Annotated in this window: 13 protein-coding genes and 1 tRNA gene; 9 read left to right on the plus strand and 5 right to left on the minus strand. The window is 71.5% G+C overall.

What is annotated here, in order from left to right; translation table 11 throughout:
• Positions 1-140 precede the first annotated feature (140 nt).
• From AB0C27_RS07990 to AB0C27_RS08005, 4 genes are all read left to right on the plus strand, one after another.
• Positions 141-470, plus strand: a complete 330-nt coding sequence (locus tag AB0C27_RS07990) for a hypothetical protein (protein ID WP_357839534.1) — start codon at positions 141-143, stop codon at positions 468-470.
• Positions 467-1,852 (plus strand): replication initiator, encoded by a 1,386-nt coding sequence (locus AB0C27_RS07995; protein ID WP_357839536.1) that lies wholly within the window; start codon positions 467-469, stop codon positions 1,850-1,852. The genes AB0C27_RS07990 and AB0C27_RS07995 overlap by 4 nt, the downstream gene beginning before the upstream one ends.
• Positions 1,849-2,046 carry a helix-turn-helix domain-containing protein gene (locus AB0C27_RS08000; protein ID WP_357839539.1) on the plus strand — a complete coding sequence of 66 codons (198 nt, stop codon included), beginning with the start codon at positions 1,849-1,851 and terminating at the stop codon, positions 2,044-2,046. Before AB0C27_RS07995 ends, AB0C27_RS08000 begins: the two co-directional genes overlap by 4 nt.
• 71 nt (positions 2,047-2,117) lie before the next feature.
• The gene (locus AB0C27_RS08005; protein WP_357839542.1) at positions 2,118-3,236 is read left to right on the plus strand and encodes a tyrosine-type recombinase/integrase; all 1,119 of its coding nucleotides are present in this window, start codon (positions 2,118-2,120) and stop codon (positions 3,234-3,236) included.
• 57 nt (positions 3,237-3,293) lie between these two features.
• Here the strand turns inward: AB0C27_RS08005 and AB0C27_RS08010 are convergent.
• From AB0C27_RS08010 to AB0C27_RS08020, 3 genes are all read right to left on the minus strand, one after another.
• A tRNA-Ala gene (locus tag AB0C27_RS08010) sits at positions 3,294-3,369 on the minus strand.
• Between the two features lie 15 nt (positions 3,370-3,384).
• Positions 3,385-4,113 carry an HAD-IA family hydrolase gene (locus AB0C27_RS08015; protein ID WP_346109290.1) on the minus strand — a complete coding sequence of 243 codons (729 nt, stop codon included), beginning with the start codon at positions 4,111-4,113 and terminating at the stop codon, positions 3,385-3,387.
• A 14-nt stretch (positions 4,114-4,127) separates the two neighbouring features.
• A complete protein-coding gene (locus AB0C27_RS08020; RefSeq protein ID WP_020542320.1) occupies positions 4,128-4,247 on the minus strand; it encodes a DLW-39 family protein in 120 nt (39 codons plus the stop codon).
• Positions 4,248-4,901: 654 nt separating this feature from the next.
• Here AB0C27_RS08020 and AB0C27_RS08025 point away from each other — a divergent pair.
• The gene (locus tag AB0C27_RS08025; RefSeq protein WP_357839547.1) at positions 4,902-5,693 is read left to right on the plus strand and encodes a hypothetical protein; all 792 of its coding nucleotides are present in this window, start codon (positions 4,902-4,904) and stop codon (positions 5,691-5,693) included.
• Between the two features lie 35 nt (positions 5,694-5,728).
• Here AB0C27_RS08025 and AB0C27_RS08030 read toward each other — a convergent pair whose 3' ends face one another.
• The gene (locus AB0C27_RS08030) at positions 5,729-6,901 is read right to left on the minus strand and encodes an MFS transporter (protein ID WP_357839550.1); all 1,173 of its coding nucleotides are present in this window, start codon (positions 6,899-6,901) and stop codon (positions 5,729-5,731) included.
• Positions 6,902-7,124: 223 nt separating this feature from the next.
• Here AB0C27_RS08030 and AB0C27_RS08035 point away from each other — a divergent pair, with 223 nt between their 5' ends.
• The gene (locus AB0C27_RS08035) at positions 7,125-8,492 is read left to right on the plus strand and encodes a PLP-dependent aminotransferase family protein (protein ID WP_357839553.1); all 1,368 of its coding nucleotides are present in this window, start codon (positions 7,125-7,127) and stop codon (positions 8,490-8,492) included.
• 9 nt (positions 8,493-8,501) lie between these two features.
• On the opposite strand, the gene AB0C27_RS08040 is transcribed toward AB0C27_RS08035, so the two are convergent.
• Positions 8,502-9,020, minus strand: a complete 519-nt coding sequence (locus tag AB0C27_RS08040) for a universal stress protein (RefSeq protein ID WP_357839556.1) — start codon at positions 9,018-9,020, stop codon at positions 8,502-8,504.
• Positions 9,021-9,129: 109 nt separating this feature from the next.
• Between AB0C27_RS08040 and AB0C27_RS08045 the strand changes: the two genes are divergently transcribed.
• From AB0C27_RS08045 to AB0C27_RS08055, 3 genes are read left to right on the plus strand one after another with little or no spacing between them, the layout of a single operon-like run.
• The gene (locus tag AB0C27_RS08045; protein ID WP_357839559.1) at positions 9,130-12,336 is read left to right on the plus strand and encodes a BTAD domain-containing putative transcriptional regulator; all 3,207 of its coding nucleotides are present in this window, start codon (positions 9,130-9,132) and stop codon (positions 12,334-12,336) included.
• A 48-nt stretch (positions 12,337-12,384) separates the two neighbouring features.
• Positions 12,385-12,546 (plus strand): hypothetical protein, encoded by a 162-nt coding sequence (locus AB0C27_RS08050; protein ID WP_346109279.1) that lies wholly within the window; start codon positions 12,385-12,387, stop codon positions 12,544-12,546.
• Positions 12,547-12,594: 48 nt separating this feature from the next.
• Positions 12,595-15,447 (plus strand): LuxR C-terminal-related transcriptional regulator, encoded by a 2,853-nt coding sequence (locus AB0C27_RS08055; protein WP_357839562.1) that lies wholly within the window; start codon positions 12,595-12,597, stop codon positions 15,445-15,447.
• The last annotated feature ends 18 nt before the right edge of the window (positions 15,448-15,465 follow it).

The raw sequence follows: 15,465 nt of genomic DNA on the forward strand, positions 1-15,465 counted from the left end.
CCATGCCCGAACCGCTTGAGGACTGCGATCCCGAGTTCATCGATGGCTCCTGGCACGGCTGCGGCGACTGCCCGGCCTGCCTGAGCCAGGCCGACAGCGACGCCGAGTTCCTCGACTGATCGCGACGGCTGAGGTTGCGGGTGCCCGCCCAGCTTGCCCAGTTCGATCCGCTGGGCGGGTGCCCGGAACGTCATGGCTTCGAGATCGCAAAGGAGACGTCGCCGTTGATGGTCAACCAGTATCGCGTCCGCGTCATCGAGACGTACGCCCGTGGCGCTGACCTCCCGTGGAGTGTGTCACGGCAGGTCGTAGGCCACGACCGAAGCGGCCGGTGCGAGCACCCGGTCACCATCCGCGGCTGCGGCCAGGCACGGCTACTTGCCTGCGCTCGACGGCTGCCCGCCGACCAGCAGTGCGCGGCCTGTCGCACGCACACCGTCATTGTCGACGTGAGGAGGATCATTCAGTGAGCGACGCGGGGGCGCTCGCCGAACTGGCCGGGCCGGTCGTCCGCGACCTGGCCCGGCATTCGAGCACCCACCTGGCCCGCTGGCTGGACCAAGTCCACCGCCTGCGCGGCTGCGCGGAACCAGTCCGGCTGACCGGCGAAAGCCTCACCCTGAACGCCATCTCCGGTGAAGTCCTGTCCCACTACCGCACTGACAACGAGCCGCACGGGCAACTGCTCATCCGGTGCGGCAACCGTCGTGCCTCTCGCTGCCCGTCCTGCTCCGAGCTCTACCGCCGCGACACCTACCATCTGATCCGGGCTGGTCTCCTCGGCGGTGCCAAGGGCGTGCCGGCGACCGTCCGGGAGCACCCGAAGGTGTTCGCCACTTTGACGGCGCCCTCGTTCGGGCCGGTGCATCGCGGTGCCGGAAAGGATGGCAAGCCTCAGGTCTGCCATCCACGCCGTACCGGTCTGGCCTGCTTCCAGCGCCACAAGGCCGACGACACCAGAATCGGGCAACCGCTCGACCCGGACACCTACGACTACATCGGGCACGTGCTGTGGAACGCGCACGCTGGTGATCTCTGGCGTCGCTTCACCATCTACCTTCGGCGCCGCCTGGCCGCCTCGGTCGGCCTGACCCAGGCCGCGTTCAACAAGGCGGTTCGGGTCTCCTTCGCCAAAGTCGCCGAGTACCAGGCCCGCGGCGTCGTGCACTTCCACGCCGTGATCCGTCTCGATGCCCGGACCACCGATCCGGCCGACGTCCTTGAACCGCCGCACTGGGCCACCGTGCAGCTGCTCGACGACGCGATCCGCTCGGCCGCCGCCGCCGTAAAACTCGACGCACCTACGGTCGGCCAGCCGACGCGGCATCTCGTTTGGGGTCGTCAGGTCGACGTCCAGCCGATCCACGGGAGCGACCTCGCCGGCCAGCTGTCAGAGCAGGCTGTGGCGGGCTACATCGCGAAATACGCCACCAAAGCCGCCGAGTCTTCCGGCACGCTCGATCGCCGTATCCATGAACACGATCTCACCCACCTGCACGAGCGCGGCGCCACCGCCCACGCTGCTCGGCTGATCCGCACAGCCTGGGAGCTGGGCCACCCCGGCACCCATCCCGAGCTGACCGGCCTACGGCTGCGCAAGTGGGCTCACATGCTCGGGTTCCGCGGTCACTTCTCAACCCGGTCCCGGGCCTACTCGACCACGCTCGGCGCCATTCGGCAGGAACGTACCGACTACCGGCATGAGCAGCTGCGCGCGGCGGGCCTGATGCCGGAGGAGGACGGCAGCACGCTCGTGCTCGCTCACTGGAGCTTCGCCGGCCAGGGCTACACCCCGGGCGAATCCCTGCTCATCGACTCTCTCGACCCACCGAAGGAGGGCCCTCCATCATGAACACGACCGAGGACGTGCGGCTTTATCGGGTCCAGGATGCCATGACGCTCCTGGGGCAGAGCCGTTCGTCGATCTATGAGCTGATCCGTTCAGGCCGCCTGCGCTCGGTCAAGGAAGGACGGACTCGGCTGATTCCCTCGACCGCCATCTGCGAGTACATCGCTCTCCTCGAACGTGAGGCGGAGGCTCGATGATGGCCAAGAGAAGGAGCCCAGGAGACGGCGGTCTTCATTGGGATGAGGGGCGGCAGCGCTGGATCGCCTCAGTGACGATCGGCTACAACTCGGCCGGGAAGCGGATCGTCAAGAAGGGCAGCGGCAAGACTAAGACCGAGGCCAAGGCCAAGCTGAAGGAGATCCTTCGCGACCACGAGGACGGCCTGGCCATCGCGCCGCACGACTACACCGTGTCGGACGCCGTGACCTACTGGGTGGAACACGGACTCCGGGGCCGGGACGAGAAGACGGTGAGGCTCTACACCGACTTCGCCCGGCTCCATATCGTCCCGGCTCTGGGCCGCCGTAAGCTCCGTGACCTGTCGGTGGAGGATGTCGACAAGTGGCTGGCCGACAAGGCCACCGTACTGAGCACCCGCTCGCTCAAGTTGCTCCACTCCGTGCTCAACCGGGCGATCAGGAACGCGATGAAGCGAGACAAGGTGCGGCGGAATGTCGTCGACTTGTGCGACGTGCCCGATGGGCAGGCTGGCCGGCCTTCCCGAGCTCTGTCCGTGGCGCAGGCTGAAGCTGTGATCGTCGCGGCCGAACGGGCAGACATCCGGATCGGTGCGTACGTCCTGCTCTCGCTGCTCACTGGAGCTCGTACGGAAGAGGTACGGGCGCTGACGTGGTCGCACGTCGTGGCCTTCGACGAGAGCCGCCAGGCGTGGCTTCCGGTCGCTGGGGCCGGGTGGGCGCATCGGGAGTTCGCTATGTACGTCTGGCGATCAGTGCGCAAGAAGGGCGACACGAAGACTGTGAAGTCGCGCCGTACGCTGAAGCTGCCCGCTCGCGCGGTGAAGGCGTTGCAGTTGCTGATGGAGGACCAGGAGAAGGCGCCGGCCGCGGTGGTCGGCGGGACAGAGGGCCTGGTGTTCTGCACGAAGAACGGCACGGCCCTGAGCGCTACCAACGTGCGGCGGGACTTCCGCAAGGTCATTGTGAGCGCGGGCCTGGCGGGTGGCGAGTGGACGCCCCGCGAGCTGCGGCACAGCTTCGTGTCGCTCCTGTCGGACTCCGGCGTGCCGATCGAGGACATCTCGCGGCTGGTGGGCCACGCGAACACCGTGGTCACGGAGACGGTCTACCGGTTCCAGCTCCGGCCGGTGCTGCTGGAAGGAGCGGAGGCCATGGACAGTATCTTCCCAGTACAAGAAGAGGCGTAGTCACTCAGTAAGTCACGCACCCCCACTTAGTGATCTTAGGTGGGGGTGCGTTGTCGCTGGTGGAGCCTAGGAGATTCGAACTCCTGACTTCCTGCTTGCAAAGCAGGCGCTCTGCCAACTGAGCTAAGGCCCCTTCGACGAAGATAGCTTACCGGGCGGAGGAAGCTACCTGCGTCGTACCAAGGTCATCGCTCAGGACCAGATTCGGGAAGTCGGCGATCGAGTCGAGGATGTGAGTTGCGCCGCCCTTGAGCAGGCGTTCCTTGCTGTGTACGCCTGTCATCACCCCCGCCACGATGGAGGCGCCCGCGCGTTTGCCGCAGAGCATGTCGCTTTCCGAGTCGCCGATGACGGCCACCTGTCGGACGTCGGGGACTCCTGAGCGGAGGACCGCGTGGAGGACCATGTCGGGCCAGGGGCGGCCGCGGCCGCCGGCGTCTTCGGGGGAGATGGCCAGGTCGATCTTGTCGTGCCAGCCCAGGACGCTCAGGATGCGGCTCAGGGTGGTGCGGCTGAAGCCCGTGATCAGGGCTAGTTTGATGCCGTTGCCACGGAGTTTGTCGAGGACCTCCATGACTCCGGGCATGGGTACGAGACCCGCCCGCTCCAGCGCTCCCTCGTAGGAGCGTTCGAACGTCAGGTTCGCGGCCTGTGCCTGGGCCTCGTTGCCGGGGAAGATCCCACGGAAGACATCGATCTTGGGGCAGCCCCGGGACCGGTGCACGTGAACCATGGCTCGCGCGTACGCTCCGGTCCCGGGCACTATGCCCTGGGTCGCGATCGCCTCGGCAAAGGCGCGCTCGACCATGGCGATGTCACCGACTGTGGTGCCTGCCAGGTCCAGGCACACCAGCTTGATGGGGACGACGTCACTCATCGCCTCGCCGTCGGTTAGTTCTCGCTGCCGGTCGCCTCGGTCCAGAGATCGAGCTCTGCGCGGTCGGCCTGCACCTTACGCCAGATCAGCAACCCCCCAAGGGCGATCAGCGCCAGAACGAGCAGCTTCTTCACGGTGTGACCCCACTTCTTCGACGGCCTCACCTGCCGGGGTGAGACCCAACGGTTGACAAGCAGCCTAGCAAGGGATGGCCGGGCTCCCTGTGTTGCGCACGGACCAGATGTGTGGAATGTGCGAAGGGCGGGTGTTCAGCCCCTGGTGGGGCCGTACTACCCGTCCCATCTTGGACAACATCCCAGTGACGATGGTTCGAGCGTTGCAGGTCAAGATTCTCCATGCGCCGTGGTTCATGCTCCACGGTTCATGGTTCATGGATGGACAACAGCTCGATCATGCCAAAATTCCCAGCTTGATGCGCAGGCGCGGGGACGGGGTATCCGGTGGCCCACTCTTGTGCTGGTCCGGTGGGGGTTGGGTGCGGGAGGTGAGGGGGGCTCGGGAAGTCGGTACGGATCTGCCCGTCCGTAGTGGGTGCTTCCGCCGTATCTGAAGTCGAGAAGAAGGTGATGTGGGTCCCTGAAGTCGGCGGCTCGCTGTTCATCCCCAGGGGGTACGGTGCCAGGTTTCACGTGGAACTGCAGGGTGGGGCGGTCATGAAGGCGGCGGCCAGGTTCGGTCCGTACGGTCTGGTGTTGGTTGTGGTGTTCGGTGGTGCTGTGGGGGCGGGGGCCATGGTCGGTCCGCCGGCTCCCCGCCCAAGTGCGAGTGTGACGGTAGGGGAGCATGCTGGACATGAAGCCAGGGCCAACTCCGGTACGGTGCCCGGTGGGCTGCAGGTTTCCCAGGATGGTTACACGCTCAACCCGATCACCTCGATCACGACCGGCGGCGCCCCGGCGGAGTTCAGGTTCACCGTGATCGGCCCCGACGGCACCCCGGTCACCGACTACGAGGTCGCGCACGACAAGAAGATGCACTTCATCGTCGCCTCCCGTGACCTCACGAGCTTTCAGCACGTGCACCCGAGCATGGCCCCCGACGGCACCTGGGCGGTCGGCCTTTCAGTGCCGAAGGCGGGGTCGTACCGGGCGTTCGCCGACTTCGTCCCCAAAGGTAAGCAGAAGCTCACGCTGGGGGTGGATCTGCAGGCCGCGGGCGACTACCGGCCCGAGCCGCTGCCGCACGTCAGTCGTACGGCCGCCGTCGACGACTACACCGTGAACCTCGCGGGGAACATCGTTCCCGGCCAGGCGAGCAAGCTCGTGCTCACCGTCAGCAAGGACGGCGAGCCGGTCGACGATCTGGAGCCCTACCTGGGCGCGTACGGCCATCTGGTCGCCCTGCGCGCCGGCGATCTCGCGTACCTGCACGTGCATCCGGAGGAGAGCGACGAGGCGGGGCCTGAGATCACGTTCGTCGCCGAGGCGCCCAGCCGGGGCGACTACCGGCTGTTCCTCGACTTCAAGCACGAGGGGAAGGTGCGGACGGCGAGTTTCACGGCGACGGCCACGCTGTCCGATGGGCACGCCCCGTCCGCCACCCATGACCACACCCATTGAACGTCAGGCGCGGGTTCGCGGGGCGCGGTTGAACGTCAGGCACGGGTTCGCCGGGCGCGGTTGACGGCCGGGGTCATGGAAGCGCCGGCCAGGACGAACATGGCGCCGACCAGGAGCCATCCCAGCGTGCCCGCGCCCAGGACGACCGTCGTGAGCACGACCGGGCCGAGCATCCTGGCCACGGCCACGCCGCTGCCGAAGAAGCCCTGGTACTGGCCCTGCCGGTCGTCGGGGGCGAGGCCGAAGCCGATCTCCCACGAGCCCGAGGCGAGCTGCATCTCACCGGCCACCAGCAGCGCCGTCGCCACGATCAGGAACCCCCACCAGTACGGGCTCAGCGCGAACACCGCACACGCCGCGAACATCGTCACCCCCGCCCGCCGCACCGCCACCGAGGCGTCCCGCAGACTCTTGACCCGCTTGGCCACCCGTACCTGGAACAGCAGCACGCCACCCGTGTTGAGCAGCAGCAGCACGGCGACCACCCACGTGGGCGCGCTGGTACGCCCGGCGATCCACAGCGGCACCACCAGGCTGAGCAGCGGCATGTAGAAGAGCATCACCGCGTTCACCAGCGTGACGAGCGCGTACGGCCGGTCCTTGAGCACCGCGAGACGGGGGCCGGCGGAGGGGGCGGTGATCCGTACGGAAGGCAGCCGGAGCAGGACGGCGGCGGCGAGGAGGAAGCCGAGGGCGTCCACCGCGAACGCGGCCAGGTAGCCCTCGCGGGTCCCGAGGTGCAGCGCGAGCCCGCCGAGCCCGGCGCCGACGGCCAGGCCGCCGTTGAGCGTGGCCTGCAGCGTCGCCCGTACGGTGGTCCGCTCGGCAGGCTCGACCAGGGCGGCGAGCAGGGCCTGGCGGGCGGCCGACAGGCCGGTCTGGGCGGTGCCGTACAGGCAGGCCACGAGGACGAACGGCACGAACGAGCCGACGAACAGGAACGAGCCCACCGCCACGGCGGTGGTGAGCGCGAGCAGGACGGCGACGCCGCGGGGGCCGCGCCGGTCGGCGAGGTGGCCCAGGGGTACACCGGCCACCAGGCCGACCGCCCAGCCCAGGGTGAGCCCTAGGCCGATCTGGGCCGCCGACAGGCCGATGATCTGGGAGAAGTAGAACGCCGAGGTGACGAGGTAGAGGCCGTCGCCGATGGAGTTCGCAAGCTGCGCTTGTGCCAGGATGCGGCGATATTTCGGGATTTGGGGGCCCACGCCCCCAGGGCTCAAGTCCCCGCGGCTCACGCCCCCAAAATCGACGCCCCCAGGGCCGCCGCCGGTGCTCGGCGACCCGGCTACAAGGAGAGAGCCGGTAGGGGAGGTGGCGAGGGAGTCGGAGGCGGGAGTCGCAACGGCCGAGGCTGGTGTCATACGTTCATCCTGGCCCCGCACTTGTCCCGAGATAAGCTCCAATTATCCCCCAAATGATTGGGCCAAGATGGACGTCCACATCACCCTCCAAGGCCGCGGTGACCTGGCCGCACAGGTCTACCGCCAGCTTCTCGACGCCATCCTCGACGGCCGCCTCAGATCGGGCGAACGCCTCCCCCCGACCAGAGACCTGGCCCGCAGCCTGGAGATCTCCAGGAACACGGTCGCCCTCGCCTACGACCGCCTGGTGGCCGACGGCTTCCTCGTCGGTCGCGCGGGCGCGGGCACGTTCGTCTCGGCGGAGCCGGTCAGGGGCCGGGCCGCCCCGAAAGGCGTCGTACGCCCGCGTCCGGTGTGGAATGACCTGCCCCTCCCGCAGCCCATGACCCCCGCCCGGTACGACTTCCGCGCCGGCGTCCCCGACCCGCGCCTGTTCCCCATGGAGACCTGGCGCCGCCTGGTGGCCCGCGAGCTGCGGGTGAGCGCCGCCGGCTACGGCGATCCTGCCGGTCACGAGCCGCTGCGCGCGGCGATCTCCCGTCACATCGGCCTCAGCCGCTCGGTGCACGCGGGCCCCGGCGACGTGCTGATCACGAACGGCGCCCAGCAGGCGCTCGACCTGATCGGCCGCGTCCTGATCGAGCCGGGCGCGGTCGTCGCCGTCGAGGAGCCCGGCTACCCCCCGGCCCGCCTGCTGTTCCGCTCGCTGGGCGCCCGCGTGGCCGGCGTTCCCGTGGACGGCGAGGGCATCGACGTCACGGCGATCCCGGGTGAGGCCCGCGTCGTGTACGTCACGCCGTCGCACCAGTTCCCGCTGGGCACGCCCATGTCGCTGGCCCGCCGCGCCGCCCTGCTGGCCTGGGCCGAGCGCCGCAGGGCGGTGGTGATCGAGGACGACTACGACAGCGAGTTCCGCTTCGGCGAGCGGCCGCTGGAGCCGCTGCAGAGTCTCGACCGGGCGGGCCGCGTCATCTACGTGGGCTCGTTCTCCAAGACACTGCTGCCCATGCTCAGGCTCGGCTTCCTGGTCGCGCCCGCCTCGCTCGCGCCGGCCCTGCGCGCGGCCAGGCAGTTGTCCGACTGGCACGGGGAGCTGCCCACGCAGGCGGCGCTGGCCCGTTTCATCGACGAGGGGCTGCTGGCCAGGCACATCAGGAAGGCGACCCGCGAGTACGCCGCCAGGCACGCTCTGATCGCCGAGGCGCTGGCGGGAGACGACCGGCTGCTGCCGGTGCCGTCAACGGCGGGGCTGCACCTGTGCGCCCGGTTCGCGCCGGGTGTGATGATGCGTCCGGTGCCGGAGCTGGCGGTGGAGTCGCTGGCGGCGTACTACGACGGGAGCACGCCCGAGCCGGGCCTGGTGCTGGGGTACGGCGGGATCGGCACCGAAGCCATCCCGGAGGGACTGCGCCTGCTCAGGTCGACGATTCGCTAGAGGCCCTGGTCAGGGATGTCGGCGGGTCCAGAATCTGCGGTTGCGCTCCCCCGACATCTCGGGGTCGTCGGGCGGGGAGGGCTGCTGCACGATCACGACCGTCGTACGAGCGTGCCGTGCGCAGTACATGCTGGTCGAGGGTAGGAAGATGCGGCTGAGCACGCCGCGTCTCCCCCGTCCGAGCACCAGCAGGTCGCCTTCGCGGGCCAGGTCGACGAGGTGGTAGCCGGGGTCGCCGACGCGGCCGACCATGAAGGTGGCCAGGTCGTCGGGCACCCCGCCCGCCACGTCCTCGAACACGCCCGCGATCACCTCGGTGCAGCGCGCCTCCTCACCCGCCCGGACGGCGTGCTGCACGGGCAGCGCCTCGGGGAAGGGGTGGACGGGCGCGCGGCTGACGTGCACGGCCACGAGAGCCATCCGGTGCAGCCTCGCCGCGCCGATGGCCCAGGCCAGGGCCCAGCGCGCCGCCGGGGATTCGTCCACCCCGACGATCAGCCGCGCACCGCCGGGCAGATCCTGTTCCACGGTGCCTCCTGTCGAAGTACGACCATAGTGCGCCTGCCCGCTGGTTACCGGGAGGTGGCACTTTGCGAACTCTGGAGTCCCCCGGCGAGGCCGGGCGTAGCATGCGGGGGTGGAACGAGGGTGGGTGCGGCCTCGTCCCGCCCTCGACCGGCGGCTCGACGGCGCACTCGTACACCGGCTCACCTCGCTCGTGGCGACGACAGGCTACGGGAAGTCGACCGTTCTGGCTGGTTGGAGCCAGGCCGTGGGTGCGGTGCTGCACCGGCTGGGGAGCGCCGATCGTGACCTGCCCACGCTGGCCGCGGCGGTGGCCTCGGCGGTGGCGGCCAAGGTGCCCGATCTGCCCGCCGAGCTGGTGACCGCGGCGGGGGCGCCGCTCGGGCCCGGCGCCGACGAGGCGTCCAGGGCGGCGGCGCTGGCGGGCGCGCTGGCCGAGGCTCTGTCGCGGCGGCTGCGGCGGGGGCTGGTCCTGGTCTTCGACGGTGTCGAGGTGATCGCGGGCGCGCCGGGTCCCGTCCGGTATGTGGAGACGCTCGTACGTGCCGCGCCCCGCCACCTTCACCTGGTCACCGCGTCGCGGGCGCCGCTGCCGTTCCCGACGGCCCGGCTGCGGCAGGACCACGAGGTGCTCGACCTGGACGCCACCGATCTCGCGCTGACGCCGGAGGAGACCGCCGCCTGGGCGCGGGCCCTGCTGGGCGAGGCGGGCGCCGATATCGCGGCCGAGTTGCACCGTACGTGCGCCGGCTGGCCCGCGGCGGTGCAGGCGGCGCTCGACGCGCTGGCCCGCGAGGACCCCGCCGCCTGGCGCGGCACCGTGGCCGGGCTGACGGCGAACTCGGCCACGCTCGACCGGCTCACGGTGGCCGCGTTCGAGGACCTGCCGGCCGCCATGCGTGAGCTGCTGCGGGCCGCCACGGTGCTGCCGGTGCTGACGCCGGACCTGGCCGGGGCGCTGGGCGCACCGCCCGACACGCTGGACGCGCTGGCCGGCCGCGGCCTGTTCCTCGAATTCCTGGAGCCGGGCCGCGAGAGCTGCCGGCTGACCTCCCAGGGCGGCCAGGTGCTGGCGAAACACGCCCCGCTCGACCGGCACGAGGCGCACGACGTGGCGGCGGTCGCGGCCCGCTGGTACGTCGAGCACGACCGGCCCGAGCTGGCCCTGCGCGCGGCGATCTCGACCGCCCACTCCGTGCTCGCCGCCTCGCTGCTCGACGCGCACGGCCCGCGCCTGGCCGAACGCGGCGACGTGCCGGCCGCGCTGGAGCTGCTGCCCGAGCCCGCCAGGCGCTCTCCCCCGATGCTCAAGCTGGCCGGCTTCGCCGAGCAGAACCGCGGCCACTGGACCAGGGCCCGCGAGCTGCTCGCCCAGGCCGCCGATGGGCCGGCCTTCGACGCCTCCGTGGCCAGGCGGCTGGCCTTCATCGACCACCTGCGCGGCGAGCTGGACCGGGCGCTGGCCATGTACGAGCAGGGTCACGCCTTCGGCCTGCCGCCCGCCGACGCGGCCATGTGCACCGCCTCGATGGCCTCGGTGCACTGGCTGAAGGGCGACCGGGTGTCCTGCGCCGAGCTGGCGGACAAGGCGCTGGAGCAGGCCAGGAGCCTGGGCGATCCGGGCGCGCTGGCCATGGCCAACACGGTCCTCGCGATGCTGGCCGCGCTCGACGGCGACCGCCGCGCCAACGACGCCTACTACGTGCGGGCGCTGGCCTACGCCGAGCGGGCCGGCGACCTGGTCCAGCTGATCCGCATCCACGCGAACCGGGCCTCACGCCACCTGGACGAGGCCGCGTACGAGGACGCGCTGGCCGAGACGGAGATCGCCGGCCGGCTGTCGGATCTGGTGGCCTTCGCCCCCTTCGCCGCCCTGAACGTGGCCAACCGCGCCCAGGCCCTGACCCGGCTGGGCCGCCTGGAGGAGGCACTGACCGAGGCCGCCGACGCGGTGGCCAGGTGGGAGGCGATGGGCTCCAGGCTGACCGGCACCGGCATGAACCAGCTCGCCACCGTGCACGCGCTGCGCGGCGACCGAGGGGCCGCGGCGGCGCTCTACCGGCGGGTGATCGCCCAGGCGGAGCCGTCGGGGGAGGTGCAGGCGCTGTCGCACGCGCTCAACGGGCTGGCCGAGCTGCTCGCGTACGAGGATCCCGACGAGGCCGCGCGCGTCGCCCGGCAGGCGCTCCGGTACGCCGACGGGATCGCCGGGGTGGCGGCCAGGATAGCCGCCGTACGGGTGGCGCTGGCGGCCGGGCGGCGCGAGGAGGCCAGGGCGCTGCTGGAGCAGGTCGAGCCGGTCGCGGCCGGCCGCAGGGACCACGCCGCGCTGGCGGCCGTCGCGGAGGTGCGCGCGGAGCTGGACGGCGACGTCGCCTCCGCCGACGAGGCGGTGCGCCGGTGGACGATGCTCGGCGACCCCATCGGCCGAGCCAGGGCCGAGCTGGTCAGGGCCGCGCTGGCCGACCCCGCGACCGGCGTCGAGGTGGCCGTGGCGGTGCGCGAACGGGTGCACGCGATCGGCTGCCGGGCGCTCGACGACCGCATCGACGCGCTGGTGGCCCGCGCCGCTCCTCCACGCCAGGCGAAGGTGGTCGTGGAGACGATGGGAACGTTCCGCGTGCTCAGGGGCGCGGTGCCCGTACCGCGTACGGCCTGGCAGTCGCGCAAGGCCCGTGACCTGCTGAAGATCCTGGTCAGCCGCCGGGGCGGCGCGATCGGCAGGGAGCGGCTGGTCGAGATCATCTGGCCGGAGCAGGAGGACCAGGCGGTGGGGCTGCGGCGGCTGAACGTGATGGTGTCCACGCTGCGCGCCGTGCTGGATCCGGGGCACGAATGGCCGGCGGACGAGATCGTGGTCTCGGAGGAGGGGGCGTTGCGGCTGGAGCTGGCCAACGTACAGGTCGATGTAGAGATATTTCTGGATCTGGTGGCTGAGGCCGTACGGCTCGATCAGGCCGGACGTACGGCGGAGGCGCTGGAACGGTGGGCGGCGGCCGAGAACGCGTACGGCGGGGAGTTCTGCGAGGAGGACCCCTACGCCGACTGGGCCGTGGGGCTGCGTGAGCAGGCCCGGCTGGCGTACGTGCAGGCGGCGGCCAGGCTCGCCACCGAGCGGGCCGGCACGCACCGCTACGACGAGTCGGCCCGCTACTGGCTGCGGCTGCTCGAACGCGACCGCTACGACGAGCGCGCCCACCTGGGCCTGGTACGGGTGCTCGACCTGGCGGGCCGGCGCGGCGACGCCCGCAGGCGCTACCAGTTCTACGCGGAGCTGATGCGCGAGCTGGAGGTCGAGCCCGCACCGTACCCCGGCTAGCATCCCGACCTGAACCAGACCTGAACCGCCTGGCGAGATCGTGCACAGATGAGAACGGTCATCGTCCGGCTGGTCGAGCCCGAGCAGTCCGGCGGCCAGCTCCGTGGGCTGCTCGAAGAGGTCGGAGGCGAACCGGTGCCGTTCAGCGGCCCGGAAGCCGTCATCGAGATGCTGATGGTGGCCGCGGGACTACGCAGAGATTCGACCTGAACCTCCCGCGAACACCTCTCGCCACGATGGGTGACGAGAGGAGGCACGATGAGCGAGCACGGGAGCTGTTGGCCGTTCGTCGGGCGAGGGGGGTCACTCACGACCGTACGGGAGGCGTTGCGGTCGGGAGCGGGCATGATGATCGCCGGGGCGGCAGGGGTGGGCAAGAGCAGGCTGGCGGCGCAGGCCGTGGCTGGGCTGCCGGGATACGCGGTGGTGCACGCGCTGGGGACGGAGACCGCGGCCGCGATCCCGTTCGGCGCGTTCGCGCACGTGCTGACGGGGCCGCCGCGCAGCGGCGAGAACCTGCTGCGCTGGGCGGCGCGGCACCTGCGCGGACAGGCGGGGCGGCGGGGGCTGCTGGTGAGCGTGGACGACGCGCAGCGGCTGGACCAGGCGTCGGCTGCGCTGGTGCACTACCTGGCCGAGAGCGGGGAGGCGCAACTGCTGGTGACGGTCAGGTCGGAGGAGCCGCAGCCGGCTCCGGTCACCGCCCTGTGGAAGGACGAGCTGCTGCGGCGGATCGAGCTGCCGCCGCTGACGGTGGCGGAGGTCGGTCAGGTGCTCGAAGCGGCGCTCGGCGGGGAGGTCTCGGCGCGGACCGTACGGCAGCTCGCGGGGGTGAGCGGAGGGAACGTGCTCTACCTGCGCGAGCTCGTGCACGCGGGGCGCGACTCGGGCTGCCTGGCCGAACGCGGGGGCACGTGGCGGTGGAGCGGCGAGCCGGCCATGACCACCCGGCTACGCGAGCTGGTCGGCGACCGGATCGGCCATCTCGACCAGGACGAGCGCGAGGTGCTTGAGCTGGTGGCGTTCGGTGAGCCGGTGGGCATCGAGCTGCTGACGGCGCTCACCTCGGCGCGGGCGGTCGAGCGGGTCGAGGCGCGCGGCCTGGTCGTGACCGTGACCGACGGCCGGCGCGAGAACCTGCGGCTCGGCCACCCGCTCTACGGTGAGGTGATCCGCGGCGACTGCGGCACCCTGCGGACGCGGCGGCGGCTGCGGACACTGGCCGAAGGGCTGGAGGCGGCGGGGCTGCGGCGGCGCGAGGACGAGCTGCGGGCTGCGGTGTGGCGGCTGGACAGCGGCTCGCCCACCGACCCCGGGCTGCTCACGTCGGCGGCGCGGCAGGCGTGGAGCCGGCAGGATCCTCGGCTCGCGGCTCGGCTGGCGAGGGCTGCGATCGAGGCGGGGGCGGGTGTGGGGGCGGTGGCGGTGCTCGGCGAGGTCCTCACGGTGCTGGGCGAGACCGGCCCGGCACTGTCGGCCCTGTCGTCGGCGCTGTCGTCGGTGTCGACGCTGTCGTCGGGAACGTCGGTGTCGGAGTCAGGGGCAGGGGCGTCGGGGACGCTGTCGGCGTCGGGCGTTTCGGGAATTTCGGGAACGTCGGCGGCGCAGGGGACTGCTGGGCCGCAGAGGGCTGCCGGGGCTCGGGATGCGATGACCGAGGGCGAGCGGGCGCAGCACGCCTGCAGCCTGGGGATGAACCTGGCGTGGGCGGGTGCGGACGCCGAGGCGTGCCGGGTGCTCGACACGGCGGTCGCGACGCTGACGGAGCCGGGGTGGCGGCAGGAGGCGTATGTCTACCGCGCCGTCGCCGACTGCTTCGCTGGCCGGCTGAGCGACGCGGCCGAGTCGCTGGCCGGAGCCCGTTCCTGCGTGCCCGCCACCGCCCGCGGCCGCGCCCACGCGGCGGCACTGGAGACCTGGGTGGACGCCTACGCGGGCCGCCAAGAACGCACCCTCGCCCGAGCCGGCCGAACGGCGGACACCGGAGCAAACCGGCCCAATACTCCGACGCCGCTGCACCGGGCAGATGCTCGGGCGTCGCTGGACCGGCCGCACGCTCCCGCGTCGCTGGACGCACGGGAGTCCGCGCACGCGCTGTTGGCTGTGCCGGACGTGCTGGAGTCCGCGCACGCGTTGCCGACGTTGCTCGACGCGTTGTGTGTGGCGCACCTGTTCTCCGGGCGGCTGGAGGAGGCGGCACGTGCTGCGGAGCGGGGCATGGAGTTGCCGGCCGCCGAGTTGCCGGTGACCGGGTTCGCGGCGCATCTGGCGATGGCGGCCAGGCTGAGGGGCGACGCGGCGGAGGCGGTGCGGCGGTGCGGGGACGATCTGGCCAGGCTGCCGGAACGCGAGCCGTACCTGGGGCGGTGCCTGGCCGAGCAGGCGCACGCGTTCGCGCTGCTCGGCAGGCTGGGCGAGGCCACGCGGGCGCTGGCCGAGGCCGAAGAGGCGGCGTCCCGGTGGGCTTTCACCCGTCAGCACGTGCTCCACGCCTCCGTCTGGGTGACGGCGGCGGGCGGTGACGTGGCCGACGCCGTACGGCGGTGCCTGGCGGCGGCCGAGCACGCGGAGCGGCACGAGCTGCGCGGTCACCTGATGTTCGCGCTGCACGACCTGGTTCGGCTCGGGGCCGCTCCTGCCGCCGTGGAGCGGCTGCGGGAGCTGGCTGCCCTGGTGGAAGGGCCGCTGGTGAAGCTGCTCGCCCGGCACGCGCGGGCGCTGGGGGATCCGGGCGCGCTGCGGGAGGTGGCCGGGGAGTTCGAGCGCCGGGGCCTGCTGCTGTACGCGGCCGAGGCCACGGCGCACGAGGCGGTGGCGTACCGGGAGACGGGGCGCGGCACCCTGGCCAGGGGTGCGCGGACCCGGGCATGGGCGTTGGCCAGGCGCTGCTCGGGGATCAGCACACCGGCGCTGGTCGAGCTGGCCACGCCCGAACTCACGCCACGGCAGCGGGAGATCGTCCAGCTCGCGGCGGCCGGGCTGACCAACCGGCAGATCGCCGACCGGCTGACGCTCTCCACCCGGACAGCGGCCAACCACCTCCAGGCCGCCTACGACAAGCTCGGCGTGAACGACCGCACACAGGTAGCCCGCCTGCTGACCGCCCTGTGAGCAGACATCCAGATCGAC

The sequence above is a fragment of the Nonomuraea sp. NPDC048882 genome, assembly GCF_040649755.1.
GTDB classification, from domain to species: Bacteria; Actinomycetota; Actinomycetes; order Streptosporangiales; family Streptosporangiaceae; genus Nonomuraea; species Nonomuraea maheshkhaliensis.